The organism is Gulosibacter chungangensis (assembly GCF_008831155.1).
GTDB lineage: Bacteria > Actinomycetota > Actinomycetes > Actinomycetales > Microbacteriaceae > Gulosibacter > Gulosibacter chungangensis.
In genome coordinates this window covers 17,002-30,208 of sequence record NZ_WBKB01000002.1, presented here as the reverse complement: position 1 = coordinate 30,208, position 13,207 = coordinate 17,002, and the positions used below count along the sequence as shown (strand labels likewise).

Below are 13,207 nucleotides of genomic sequence, written 5' to 3'. Positions count from 1 at the left end.
TGCGTTGACCGACACCAGCGAAATCACCGCCCAGCAGTATGTCGACCGGGCCAATGCGCTCTACGACTTCGGCCGAAAACCCGACTCAATTCTCGAGCTGCGAAAGGGCCTCAGCACCTATCCTGACGACCCGGAACTCCTCAGCTTGCTCTCTTCGAGGGAGTTCTTTGACGGCCATGCCGACGAGGGCGTCACTGCCGCGAAAGCTACCCTCACCGTTCGGCCGGCCGATTACCGAGCCACCACGGTCTTGCTGGAACACGCGGTACGAGAACAACGCTTCGATGAGGCAAAACAATTCGCCAAACTGCAGGTAGCCACGTACCCCGAGTGGGGCCCCTCCTATCTCAACCTCGCGCACGTCCAGCTCAACACCGCGTGGGCCGCCAACCGGGACGGGAAACCCACCCCCGAACAGCAACAGGCTTGGGGCGAAGAGGTCGCCGCAAACACCCGCAAAGGGCTCGAGCTCGACCCAGAAGGCGAAGAAACACTCCGCCGCGCCACCCATCTGCTTAAAGACATCAACCTCAAAGCCGAAGCCGTCCAAACGCTCGAGCGTGGCCTCGCGCTCTACCCCACGAGCGAGGCGCTGCAGCTGCTCGCTTCCAGTCTCCAAGCCAAAGACGACATCGAAGAATCGAAGATTCTCCTCGGCGTGCTCGCGGACAACCCGCAACAGCTCGGAGCCGCGCGGAAGCTCAACGACAATATTTGGGCACGCGTGCAATACCTCGCGGCCGTGGTGCCGTGGATGCTCGCAGTCCTCTTGATCGTCGCCGCGTTCGTGCCCGAATCGACTTCCGGCCCCACCACCCGGACCGAACGCCAATTCATTGAAGTGTTCATCGTGGTCCCCTTCGCGGCGTTGTTCGCCGTCACGAGGTTCAAGCGCAAGGCACTGCCCAAAGGCTATCTGCGCAGAATGTTCAGCCGGGTCTGGTGGGTGTGGCTCAGCTTCATCCTGATCGCTATCTCCTCGGCGCTCATGCTGCTGGTTTCGCTCATCCTCGTGTTGCGGCTCCAGCCAGGGACCATGGAACACAGCGGCCCCTACATGGGCGGCATCGCGGGAATCATCGGATTCGTGGCCGTCGTGACGATCACTGCCGAACTCCTCCTGCTGTGGGCACGGTTCCGCTCAGAAGCAAAGAACCGGCTCTACCCGGTTGGTGAACAGAGCCTCACCGCCACCAAGTACGAGCTCAAGCACTCCACCTGGCTACTGGTTCGAGTGGGGGTCGGCCTCCTCTTCGCGCTCTTCCCACTCTTTGGCGCTGGCCTCGCGAACCGGCCTGAAACGCTCTCGGCATTTGCTGCGGTTGCCATCGCAATTATGGCGCCACCGCTCGTCCGAATGACCTGGCTACTCGCCCGGTTCGTGAACGTACCTGGGCAATCCGCGCGGGCGAACATCATCGGCGTGATTGCGGGCCTCGCCTCGCTAATCGCCATCGTGCTGACCAGCTGGTTCACCTACCAACACATCCTGCACGACGATCCACCGCCGACGCCGTGGGAGCTCGAGATGCGTGAGCAGCAAGAAAAGTGGAATGACGTCGGCAAAGTCGATATTCCCGAGTTCGACAGCAATAACTACACCGTCCCTGAGATCACCGTCGAACCCTACGATTTCGGTACGCCCTAAGCGTCGCAGCCTTCCACAAGCTTTCGAAGCACGAACTGAATCTGATTCAGCCGCCGGTGCCATGGCCCGGTGAACGACACTCCGCGCGGTTGTTCGAGGACGGCACCGAGCTCGACCCAGCGGTACGCATCCACCTCGCCAGGTTGCGGAACGACCTGCGCGATTTCCGGAATCCGCACCGCATAAATGTCGAAGAGCGAGGTCGGCTCAATAAGTCGACCCACCGTGCGAAATTCCTCAGCAGGGAACTCGAGGCCCGTCTCTTCCGCAAGTTCCCGACGTGCCGCCATCACGCTCGACTCCCCCGCGAGCGCGCTGCCCGCGGAGAACTCCCATTCCCCAGGATGCGACTTATTCGGTGACCGCCGCGTTACGAGGACCTCGCGACGCGGGGTGAACACGCAGGTGCCCACGACGACGTGGAACTCCCCCGGTGCAAAATCCGGGGCACCGCGCTTCGTAGTTCTGCCCACGGACCGGCCATCAATATCAACGACGTCCCAATCTTCATTGGCTTCGCCGTCCTTTTGCCAGTTCTGTGGTGTCGCTATCACGCATCCCAGCATGGTTCGATCCGGCCGCGCTCGCAAATCCGTCGGCCCCGCACGACGCAATAGACTACTCGGATCATGTCCGACGCAGTCTCGATTCCTGCCCCGCCAATAGCCCCTTCAAACAGCCCGGCATCGCCTGAGCAGTTGCAGCGCACCGACTGGCAAGATCTTCAGCAGCAGCATGAGCTGCGGGCGGATGCGCTCACGCACACCTATCGCGAGTACCGGGCAGCAGGCCGCAAGCACGCCATCGACGACTTCCTCTTTACCTACTACTCCTATAAACCGGCAGTCCTGCGTCGCTGGCACCCGGGCATCGATCGCTCGCTGGTGGAGGCTGCCAGTTGGCAGGACAAGCGCTGGTACCGGGCGGATGCATCCGGCAACGTCTCGGTGGATGCTGCTGCTTACCTGAGCGAGAAGACCGAACTTGTGCGCAGCATCGAGGAGCTCTCGGAAGCGGTCCTCGAGCGGCCGGCGCGGTTTGGCTGCTTTGGCCTCCACGAATGGGCAATGGTCTACCGACAGGATGAGCACCGCCACCCGGTGCCGCTGCGGCTCGGGCAGCGCGGTACGGATGCGGTGGTCGAGTCGCATCAGATCAGCTGCAGCCACTACGACGCGTTCCGGTTCTTCACGCCCGAGGCCCGGCCTCGAAATGCGCTGCAACCGACTCGACAAACGCAGTGCGCGCTCGACCAAGCGGGCTGCCTGCACGCGAATATGGACCTCTATAAGTGGTGCATCAAGCTAGGACCGCTCGTACCGGGCGAATTGCTCTTGGACGCCTTCGAGCTCGCGCGGGAGATCCGATGGGTGGACATGCAGGCATCCCCTTACGACGTCAGCGACTACGCGGTCCCCGCAATCGCGATTGAGACGCCCGAAGGGAAGGCCGAGTACGTGCGGCTGCAGCGGGAGTTTGCGGCCCGCGGTCAGGTTATCCGTACGCGAATGCTTGACGTCATCCGCGCTGCCCGCCAAGTCGCCGCCATATCGTCGTGAGCGGGCGGTACCCGCGGCGGTGCCAGAACGGGGCCGACTCGGCATTCATCACGGCGAAGTTCACCGTAATCGCGTCGACCCCGGCCGCCGCGGCATCACGGTGCAGCGCATCCACGAGGGCGTGACCAATGCCGCCGCCGCGCATGCGTCGGGTCACCGAGGCAAACTGTAGGTAGCGCTCGCTCGCGTAGCCTGAATACTGTCTGGCGGTGTCCACGGCGAAACTCGCAAAGCCAGTCAGCATCCCGAAATAGTGCGCAACCCAGACCTGTGAAGGGTCGGCGAGTATGCGATCCACGTACACCAACAGGTGCTCGTCGAGTTCCTCGTGGTCGGCAGCACTACCCGCTTCCCAATCGGCGCGATGGAGCTCCCGCAGCAAATCGAGGAGCGCATCCCGGTCCCCGGGTTCGGGGCGACGCAGTTTGACCCCGTGGCGCCCCGCCGCAGCAGCGTCAGTCGCCTGAATCTTCCGTACCGCGAGTGCCGAGACAGGTTGAAAGCCGCGGAGCGCAAACACCCGCGCGGCACCGCGAATCGCAACCGGCAGCTCAACCGAGGGCACCGCCTCGGGCCCCACCCGCTCGAGCCAGTTATCGAGCAGCGCTTCCAGGTCCGCAAGGTTCGGACTATCAGGATCCTCCCCCGATGCATCCGCACCGCGAAGTGCAAGGAGGCTGAGGTGTCGTGGACCCCAGATCGAATACTCGCTGGCGGGCGAGACCTCCACCAAACGCACCGCGCCGACGAGGTCGCCTGCGCTCAGGATCGCTCCGGTCGGTACCTCGAACTCTCGCAGCTCTCGAAAGGCGTGCGAACGCCACTCATTGCTGATCGCGGTTGCGTGTTGCAGGGCTGCCGTACCGGCGTCCATATTCAGTCCTCTCCCGCCCGGTGGATGGCGGCAAAATGCCAGTGCCCGATCACCATACGGGTAACCGGGCACTGGCCATATTCGATGCGCTAAGGCCTAGACCTCAGTGACGTCGCGACGAACGGGAACCACCAGCGGGTGCACCCCACCGATGTGCTCGATCGTGCGCACAACCTGCTTCGAGTAGCCGTACTCGTTGTCGTACCAAACGTAGAGGACGACACGGTTACCGTTGGCGATGGTCGCAAGACCGTCGACCACACCGGCGCGGTCGTTCCCCACGAAGTCAGTCGACACGATGTCGGGCGACTCAACGTAGTCGATCTGCTGGCGCAGGTTCGAGTGCAGCGAGACGTTGCGAAGGTAGTCGTTGAGGTCTTCGCGGGTCACATCCTGCTCGAGTTCGAGGTTGAGCACGGCCATCGAGACATCCGGGGTCGGAACACGGATCGCGTTGCCGGTGAGCTTGCCCTCAAACTGCGGCAGTGCCTTCGAGACGGCCTTTGCGGCACCGGTTTCGGTGAGCACCATGTTGAGCGTGGCGGCACGACCGCGGCGAGCACCCTTGTGGAAGTTGTCGATGAGGTTCTGGTCGTTCGTGAACGAGTGAACCGTCTCGACGTGACCGTGCTTGACCCCGTACTTGCGGTCCAGCGCCGCGAGCACCGGGGTGATGCCGTTCGTGGTGCAGGATGCTGCCGAGAGCACCTTGTGCTCATCGGTGATGTCTTCGTGGTTGATACCGAACACGATGTTCGGAATCGCGCCCTTGCCCGGTGCGGTCAGGAGCACGCGGCTCGTTCCCTTGGCCTGCAGGTGCTGGCCGAGACCTGCTTCATCACGCCAGCGACCGGTGTTGTCAACAACAATCGCGTTGTCGATGCCGTAGGCGGTGTAGTCGACGGTGGCCGGGTCGTTCGAGTAGATGACCTGGATCAGCGTGCCATTGGCAAGGATCGTGTTGTTTTCCTTGTCCACCTTGATCGTGCCGTTAAAGGGCCCGTGTACCGAGTCGCGGCGCAGCAGCGAGGCACGCTTCTCAATGTCGTCTTCACCGTTCTTACGGACGACGATCGCACGGAGGCGAAGACCGGGGCCGGTCGAAGCCTGCTCGATGAGGATGCGGGCAAGGAGTCGACCGATGCGGCCGAAACCGTACAGGACAACATCCGCCGAGTTGTTCGATGCCTCTACCGGACCAACTTCCTTCAGCTGTTCCTTGATGAACTCGGTGAGGTCGGTCCCCTCGGCCTCTTGCGAGTACAGGTAAGCGAGGGTTGCCACGTCAACTGAGGCGGTCTCAATGCTGAGGTCGCTCAGGACCTTGAGGATGGCCGTGGTCAGCTCGAGCTCGAGCTCCTGACCGTGATTACGACGAGCGGCACGGTGAGCCTTAATCACTTCAATGGCAGAACGATTGATCAGTCGGCGGCCGTGAATCGAAGTCACGACGTTCCGCTCGCGATAGAGCTTCGAGATGAGCGGAATCATCTGCTCCGCCGTCTCGACGCGATCGAACCATTCCGCCTGCGACTGAACGTGCAAATCGGTCATATGGGGTTTCCCTCCAGTGGGTAAGGCTGGCTAAAGCACACGCAAACACGCGTCTTCCCAGCTTACCCATACTGGGTTTACATATTTCGCGTCATGACAGCTCGCAAGCGCAATTGGCTATTTCTTTTTGGACCTGCGCTCACGCACACGCATGTTTACTCGAATCGGGCTGCCCTCGAACCCAAAGGTCTCGCGCAGTCGACGGGTAATGAAGCGACGGTAACCGGGCTCGAGGAAGCCGCTGGTGAAGAGCACGAACGTCGGCGGACGGGTCTGTGCTTGGGTCGCGAACAGTACGCGCGGCTGTTTGCCGCCTCGCAGCGGGTGCGGGAAGCCCTGCGCCAGTTCGGTGAGGAAGGCGTTGAGCTTACCGGTCGGGATACGCGTATCCCAGGATGCAAGTGCGGCGTTCAGCCGCGGCACCAGTTTGTCGATGTGGCGGCCGGTCTTCGCGGACATATTGACCCGCGGTGCCCAGTCCACATGCGCGAGATCCTGCTCGATTTCACGTTCGAGCATCCATCGCCGTTCGTCGTCGATTTCGTCCCACTTATTGAACGCCAGCACCAACGCCCGACCAGCTTCGAGCACCATCTCGACGATGCGCACATCCTGCACACCAATGGGTTCGGTTGCGTCAAACACCACGACCGCAACCTCGGCACGGTCGATTGCCGTGGCCGTCCGCAGCGAAGCGTAGAAGTCCGCGCCCTGCTGGAGGTGCACGCGTCGGCGAATACCGGCCGTGTCAATGAACCGCCAGGTCTGACCGCCGAGATCGACAAGTTCATCTACCGGGTCACGGGTAGTGCCCGCGAGCTCGTTTACGACCACGCGGGTCTCCCCCGCAGCCTTATTCAACAGGCTGGACTTCCCCACGTTGGGGCGACCAACAATCGCGACTCGGCGAGGTCCACCCACTTCTTCCTTAGCGACTTTCGACTCGGTCGGCAGGATGCGCATGGCTTCGTCGAGCATGTCCGCCACGCCTCGGCCGTGCAGTGCGGACACCGGATACGGCTCGCCAAGGCCGAGGCTCCACAGCGAGGCGGCGTGCGGTTCTTGCACCGGGTCGTCAATCTTATTCGCGACCAGCAGCACCGGCCGGTCGCTGCGACGCAGCAACTTCACGACCGCTTCATCGGTCGAGGTGGGGCCGACCATCGCATCCACCACGAACAGCACCGCGTCAGCGAGTTCGATTGCGATCTCGGCCTGCTGGGCGACCGAGCGGTCAATCCCCTTGGCATCCGGCTCCCAGCCGCCAGTGTCGACGAGGGTGAAGTGCCGTTCGCCCCACTGGGCGCGGTACGACACTCGGTCGCGGGTCACCCCGGGAACATCCTCAACCACGGCTTCGCGTCGACCGAGGATGCGGTTGACGAGCGCCGATTTACCGACATTCGGACGGCCCACAATCGCGAGCACTGGCAGCGCTGGCATAAGGAAGGTGCCGTCATCGGCAAAGTGCCCTTCGAGCACCTCGCGGTCATCGGCGTCAAGGTCGTATTCGAGGAGCGACCTGCGCAACATATCCGCGCGCAACTCGGCGGTTTCGTCATCAATACCGTCGAGCGTGTCTTGGAAGGATTCGGCCTTCGTCTCAAAGGCGTCTTCATAGGATTCGTCACCGGCAACGAATTCGGGTTCGTATCCGGGGGTGTTCGTTGCGTCTGTCATTGGGCGCTCCTGGAGGTGATCAGGTCAAGGGCGGCCTGGATGGTCGCCTCGAGCCCGAGATCGGTTGAGTCGATCACGGCAACCCCTTCGGCTGCCGCAGTGAAGTTTGTCACGCGAGAATCTCGTTTATCCCGTTCGCTGACGGTCGCGGCCACGCTCTTGGCGTCCTCACCGGTTTTTTCGGCCTGGCGGCGCGCGATGCGCACCGCTTCGTCGGCGGTGAGCAGGATGCGCACGGGCGCATCCGGGGCAACCACCGTGGTGATATCGCGGCCTTCGGCAATGATTCCCTCGGCCGGGGATTCCGCAAGAATCTCGCGAAATCGGGTATTGACCGCATCCCGCACGGACTGAATTCCGGCGACTTTCGAGACCACCTCGGAAATCGCCGTCTCGCGGATGCGTTCTGTGACGTCAGTCTCTGCCACTCGCACCCAGCGTTCCCCAGGGGTGAGCGAGAGGGTCCACACGTTGAGGAACCCTGGCACCGCAGCGATCACCGCATCCGCATCATCGAGGTCGACGCCCTCTTGGAGCGCGTACCAGGTGAGGGCACGGTAGACCGAACCGGTGTCAAGCAGCTGCCAGTCCAGCCGCTGCGCGAGCGCCTTCGAGACCGAGGACTTTCCGGACCCCGAGGGCCCATCAATTGCGACCACAAATGCGTTCACTGTGCCACCTTCCAGCCGCGCGCGTCGAGCTCGTCGAGCAGCTTCTGTCGGACCTCCGGCAGTACCGCAATGGTCGCCAGGCCAATATTGGCCCCCGGCGAGTGCTCAAGGTCGAGCTCTTCAACGTTGATGCCTGCCTCGCCGATCTCAACAAAGAGCCGCGCGAGCTGGCCGGGACGGTCATCGATCATGACAGTCACGTTGGTGAAGGTGCGTCGCGAACCGTGCTTGCCGGGAATCCGCGCGACGCCTTCGTTACCGGCGAGCATGTGCTCGGCGACCTTGCGTCGAGCCCCCGGCTTTTCCATGTCTTCCAGGGCACCAGCCAGGTCGACGACGTCTTCGGCTAACCGTCGCAGGATGCGCGCAACCCGCGGACCGTTCGCGGCCAGAATCTGGCTCCACAGCGTCGGATCGGATGCGGCGATGCGCGTGACATCGCGCAGGCCACCACCCGCGAGCGCCGAAGCATCCTTCACATCGTCGAGGAGGCGTTCGGCCATTGCGGTGGACAGCAGCTGCGGCACGTGTGAGATCAGCGCCACAGCGTCATCGTGATCCTCCGCGGTCATGCTCACCACATTCGAGCCCAGGTCGAGGGCGAGCCCTTCAACTTCCTGCAGCCCAAACACCGTGGTTTCCTCGTGCGAGGCCACCACCCAGGGGCGCCCGGTGAAGAGGTCAGCGCGACCCGCGAGAGGACCACCGGTCTCACGTCCAGCCATCGGGTGCGAGCCGACATAGCGACTGAGATCCGCCCCGGTTTCACGAACGTGCTCGAGGGGCGCTGATTTCACACTCGTCACATCGGTGACGATCGCATCCGGCCAGTTTTCGAGCTGCGCAACGACCACTTCGCCGGCAACATCCGGCGGAACACAGACCACGACAATCCGCGGCGTGTCTTCTGGCGCCGCAGTCTTGTGCGAAGCTGCCGGCGCGATACGGCCAGCACCGTAGTCGGCGGCAAGCCCCAACGCTACCGGCGAGGCATCGGCGAGCAGCACATCCACACCGAGGCGGCGCAGCCCCAGGCCCACCGAGCTACCGAGCAGGCCCGTGCCGACCACGAGTACTGGCGAATTGGTCCGAGTTGGGGTCATCGACGGGGCTTTCCTTGTCGGTGTGATTTAGCTGGCGACTTCGGTGAAGGCTTGCGGCCGGTGCGCTTTTCTTCGCGCATTGCTTCTGCCTTCGGCTCGGCTTTGGGCCGCTCTTTGCGCTTCCCGGTCTTGTATTCGTGCGCGGCCTCAGCCTTACGGGCGAGACGCAGGAGTTTGCCGAGTTCGGTCGCATCGAGTTCACGCATTTCCCCAGCGCGAAGCGTCCCGAGTCGAAGCGGACCGAAGCTGCGCCGCACGAGTTCTTCCACGGGAAAACCGATGTGGTCAAACATCCGTCGCACAATGCGGTTTTTCCCGGAGTGCAGCGTGACTTCGGCCAGCGTGGCCCGGCTCGTGGAGCCCTTCGCAATCACGTGGCCGGCATCGGCCTGAATAAAGCCGTCTTCGAGCTTCACACCTTCGAGCAGCATGTTGAGGTCGCGCTCGGCGAGCTTGCCTTTGACCTTCACCACGTAGGTCTTCGAAATCTCGTAGGAGGGGTGCGAAAGGATATGTGCCAGTTCGCCATCGTTGGTCATGATGAGCAGCCCCGAGCTGTCGTTGTCGAGTCGACCGACGTTGTAGATGCGCTCATCGAATTCTTGGGTGAACTGTCGCAGGTCGGGGCGACCCTGTTCGTCGTGCATGGACGACACCACGCCCACGGGCTTATTCAGCAGCACGTATCGCTTGGTCTGGTCGAATTGCACCGGTGTGCCATCGACGGTCACCCGGTCGGTTTCGGGCTGGATGCGGCTGCCGAGTTCCGTAATCACCGCACCGTTGACCTCGACCCGGCCCTGGGTGATCAGCTGCTCACACACGCGGCGCGAGGCAACGCCGGCATTCGCGAGCGCCTTCTGTAGGCGGACGCCCTCGGTGCTGCGCTCAGGTGCAGGGGCGGCACCTTCGGGGCGGTGGTCCGGGTTGAAAGGGATGTCGTCAAAGTCAGCGAGCGAGTAACCGCCTTCGGGCCGCTGTTGGGCAGCTTTTTTGAGTGCCTCCCGACCCTGCTGTGCTTCTTCGCGAGCTTGGAGCGCCTCTTGGCGTGCCTGCTGGCGCTCTTCGTAACTCCGGGTGTCCTTCCAGCTGTCCCCGACCGGCTCCACACGGCGACGAACGTAGCCGGATCGACCGGTTGTCTGGCGTTCTGCGCCACCGCGCTCATTTCGGTCACGACGTTCGAACCCACCGCGCTCGTTCCGATCGCGACGTTCAAAGCCACCACGCTCGTTCCGGTCGCGGCGCTCGTAACCACCACGATCATCCCGCTCACGACGTTCGAACCCACGACGCTCGTTCCGATCGCGCCGTTCAAAGCCACTGTGCTCATCCCGGTCGCGACGTTGGTAACCACCACGCTCGCCCTGGCCGCGTCGTTCGTACCCACCACGGTCATCCCGATCGCGACGCTGAGAGTCACCACGACCCGCCGCGCCTCGGCTGCCACCGTTCACACCGCTGCGAGCCCCACGGCCGCCGCGGTCGTCTCGAGATTCCGAACGGTCACGCTGGTCATCCCAGCGAGTGTTTCGCGAGCGCGACGCACCCTGCGAATTGCGTCGCGAAGGACCTCCGCGCCGCGATTTCGGCTGCTCGTTACTCATCAAATCCATCCCGTCCGTCCTCGAGAAGTGGCGAAATCTTCGGCAGTTCTTCGAGAGAGTTAATCCCTAAATGCTGCAACAGCAGCTCAGTCGTCACATAGAGTGTGGCGCCCGTTAATTCTTCTTGCCCGGCTTCGGTGATCAGCCCGCGAGCGAGGAGCGTTCTTACCACGGAGTCCACGTTCACGGCTCGCACCTGCGCGACCTGTGATCGCGAGACCGGTTGACGGTACGCGATCACCGTGAGGGTCTCGAGTGCCGCCTGCGAAAGTCTTGAAGGCTGCCGGACCGAGACATAGTCCCCCACGATCTCGTCGAAGCTCTCGCGCACATACATGCGCCAGCCACCGCCGACCTCGCGAAGCTCAAAGCCCCGAACCGGTCCGTCAAGCTTTCCATCATAGTCCTCTACCAGACTGGCCACAGCATCCCGAACCTGACGCACCGGTGCGGATACTGCCGTCGCGAGTGAGACAAGCGGGACGGGCTCGTCACTCACGAACAAGATCGCCTCGAGCGCACGCTTCAGATCGACAGATTCAGCGGTCATAGTCGGCTCCCAGCGTGGTGAGTTCTTCATCATTCCAATCCTCGGCATCCCAGGTGACGGTGAGCTCACCCAGCGGGGATTCTTGCGCCAGCTCCACGGCCGCGCGTCGGTACAACTCGAGAATCGCAAGGAAGCGCGCGACGAGGACACCCTTCCCCTCGGCATCCGCAACGAGCTCGCGAAACGTCATCGGCCCACCCGCACGGAGCCTTGCTACCAGGATGCTCGCCTGCTCGCGAATCGACACCAGCGGTGCATGCAGGTGGTCCAGTCCAACCGCAGGGATCGCCTTTGGGGTGAGCGCCAGGGTGGCCAGCGCGGCGAAATCTTCAAGGGAGGTTGTCCAGACCAGTTCCGGGATGCGTTCGCGATACTTCGGCTCCAGCGGCACGGCGCGAGGATGGCGGGTGTCCTCAAGAGCGAACCGTTCAGTTAACCAAAGCCCTGCCTCTTTATAGGCCCGGTATTGCAGCAGCCGCGCGAAGAGCAGGTCGCGAGCTTCGAGAATGGCCACGTCTTCGGCATCCACATAGTCACCCTGCGGCAGGAGGCTCACGAGTTTCATATCGAGCAGGGTCGCGGCCACCACGATGAATTCGGTGGCGCGGTTCAGGTCCTCCCCCGAGTCGATTTGCGCGACGTAGGAGATGAATTCGTCCGTGATCTCCGAAAGCGCGACCTCGGTGATGTCGAGTTCGCGCCGGGTGATGAGTTGCAGCAGTAAGTCGAATGGTCCCTGGAAGATGTCGAGGTCGACGCGAAAGTCATCGCCATCCTCGGGATCAAGGTCGCCGGAGACTCGCTGGTCTGCTTCCTCGGCGGGTTCCGCTTCCCTAGGCGGCTGCACCGCGGGCCACCAGCTCACGCGCCAGTTGCTTATAGGCCTGTGCTGCGGGGTGACCCGGGGCGAACTCGACAATGGGCACCCCGGCGACCGAAGCATCCGGGAACTTCACGGTGCGACCGATGACCGTGTCGAAGACCTTGTCGCCAAAGACTTCAAAGACCCGATCCAGCACCTCGCGAGCGTGCAGGGTGCGGCCGTCGAACATGGTCGGCAAAATACCGTCGAGTTCGAGCGCCGGGTTGAGCCGCGACCGAACCTTTTCAATCGTCTCAATCAGCAGAGCAACGCCACGCAGCGCGAAGTATTCGCACTCCAGCGGAATCATCACTCCGTGGCTGGCGGTGAGCGCGTTCACCGTCAACAGGCCCAGCGAGGGCTGGCAGTCGATGATGATCACGTCATAGTCATCGCTGACCTTGCGCAGGATCGATGCGAGAATCTGCTCCCGGGCAACTTCGGTAACGAGATGCACTTCCGCCGCGGACAGGTCGATATTGGCCGGGATGAGATCCAGCCCCTCGAAATCCGTTTCTTGAATTGCCTCGCGCGGATCGTTGAGCTGCCCGATCAACAGGTCATAGATCGTCGCTACATTGTGCGTAGAGACGCCAAGGCCTGCCGAGAGAGCACCCTGCGGGTCAAAGTCAACGCACAGCACGCGACGCCCATAAGCAGCGAGTGACGCGGCAAGGTTAATCGAAGTCGTGGTTTTCCCCACACCACCTTTTTGATTGCACATGGCGATGACTCGTGCGGGGCCGTGCCCGGGAAGCGACTGCGGCACGGGGAACTTATTATAGAGCCGGGTGGACACTGCCTCAGCAGAGCGTTGCGCCCCCGGTTCAGCCCCCTTCGCCGGCTCAGGCACAAAGTTTGGGTCCTGTACCGGCATTGGTTTCTTGGTGGGTTTGAGCAGATCTCTTGGGACTTCGAGGCCCGGCAGTTCGGGCAGGTCGGCTTCCGTAATGGCCATTGGTAACCGCCTCTCTCTTTCCTAGCTATACGCGCGTGCCCTGATCGTATCCCCGTGGACCAGCCATTCTTGGAGCGTTCGCGCGGGTGTCGAGAAGGCACTTCAACCCTTACTTGAGGGTTTAATCGGAGTCCAAAAATA

12 protein-coding genes are annotated in these 13,207 nt (G+C 62.6%); 2 read left to right on the top strand and 10 right to left on the bottom strand.

The features are described 5' to 3' along the window. Positions 1 to 4: 4 nt before the first annotated feature. Complete coding sequence (locus tag F8O05_RS03540) at positions 5 to 1,648, top strand: hypothetical protein (RefSeq protein ID WP_158051393.1); 1,644 nt, start codon at positions 5 to 7, stop codon at positions 1,646 to 1,648. Here the strand turns inward: F8O05_RS03540 and F8O05_RS03535 are convergent. Further along, positions 1,645 to 2,202, bottom strand: a complete 558-nt coding sequence (locus F8O05_RS03535) for an NUDIX hydrolase (RefSeq protein ID WP_192497023.1) — start codon at positions 2,200 to 2,202, stop codon at positions 1,645 to 1,647. The genes F8O05_RS03540 and F8O05_RS03535 overlap by 4 nt on opposite strands. A gap of 75 nt (positions 2,203 to 2,277) precedes the next feature. On the opposite strand from F8O05_RS03535, the gene F8O05_RS03530 reads away from it, so the two are divergent. Next, complete coding sequence (locus F8O05_RS03530) at positions 2,278 to 3,207, top strand: 3-methyladenine DNA glycosylase (RefSeq protein ID WP_158051391.1); 930 nt, start codon at positions 2,278 to 2,280, stop codon at positions 3,205 to 3,207. On the opposite strand, the gene F8O05_RS03525 is transcribed toward F8O05_RS03530, so the two are convergent. The 9 genes from F8O05_RS03525 to F8O05_RS03485 all read right to left on the bottom strand — a co-directional run bounded on the left by F8O05_RS03525 (position 3,167) and on the right by F8O05_RS03485 (position 13,060). Continuing rightward, on the bottom strand, positions 3,167 to 4,081 hold the full coding sequence (locus F8O05_RS03525; RefSeq protein WP_158051390.1) for a GNAT family N-acetyltransferase: 915 nt from the start codon (positions 4,079 to 4,081) through the stop codon (positions 3,167 to 3,169). The genes F8O05_RS03530 and F8O05_RS03525 overlap by 41 nt on opposite strands. A gap of 96 nt (positions 4,082 to 4,177) precedes the next feature. After that, the gene (locus F8O05_RS03520; protein ID WP_158051389.1) at positions 4,178 to 5,635 is read right to left on the bottom strand and encodes a glyceraldehyde-3-phosphate dehydrogenase; all 1,458 of its coding nucleotides are present in this window, start codon (positions 5,633 to 5,635) and stop codon (positions 4,178 to 4,180) included. 117 nt (positions 5,636 to 5,752) lie between these two features. Next, positions 5,753 to 7,315 (bottom strand): ribosome biogenesis GTPase Der, encoded by a 1,563-nt coding sequence (gene der / locus F8O05_RS03515; RefSeq protein ID WP_158051388.1) that lies wholly within the window; start codon positions 7,313 to 7,315, stop codon positions 5,753 to 5,755. Continuing rightward, positions 7,312 to 7,986, bottom strand: a complete 675-nt coding sequence (gene cmk, locus F8O05_RS03510; RefSeq protein WP_158051387.1) for a (d)CMP kinase — start codon at positions 7,984 to 7,986, stop codon at positions 7,312 to 7,314. The genes der and cmk overlap by 4 nt, the downstream gene beginning before the upstream one ends. Continuing rightward, positions 7,983 to 9,089 carry a prephenate dehydrogenase gene (locus F8O05_RS03505; protein ID WP_158051386.1) on the bottom strand — a complete coding sequence of 369 codons (1,107 nt, stop codon included), beginning with the start codon at positions 9,087 to 9,089 and terminating at the stop codon, positions 7,983 to 7,985. The genes cmk and F8O05_RS03505 overlap by 4 nt, the downstream gene beginning before the upstream one ends. Beyond that, positions 9,086 to 10,696, bottom strand: a complete 1,611-nt coding sequence (locus F8O05_RS15215) for a pseudouridine synthase (RefSeq protein ID WP_158051385.1) — start codon at positions 10,694 to 10,696, stop codon at positions 9,086 to 9,088. Before F8O05_RS15215 ends, F8O05_RS03505 begins: the two co-directional genes overlap by 4 nt. Next, positions 10,689 to 11,246 carry an SMC-Scp complex subunit ScpB gene (gene scpB / locus F8O05_RS03495; RefSeq protein WP_225735716.1) on the bottom strand — a complete coding sequence of 186 codons (558 nt, stop codon included), beginning with the start codon at positions 11,244 to 11,246 and terminating at the stop codon, positions 10,689 to 10,691. Before scpB ends, F8O05_RS15215 begins: the two co-directional genes overlap by 8 nt. Next, entirely contained in the window at positions 11,236 to 12,111 is an 876-nt protein-coding gene (locus F8O05_RS03490; RefSeq protein ID WP_404811355.1) for a segregation and condensation protein A, read from the bottom strand. The genes scpB and F8O05_RS03490 overlap by 11 nt, the downstream gene beginning before the upstream one ends. Then, a complete protein-coding gene (locus F8O05_RS03485) occupies positions 12,080 to 13,060 on the bottom strand; it encodes a ParA family protein (protein WP_225735752.1) in 981 nt (326 codons plus the stop codon). The genes F8O05_RS03490 and F8O05_RS03485 overlap by 32 nt, the downstream gene beginning before the upstream one ends. Positions 13,061 to 13,207 lie beyond the last annotated feature (147 nt).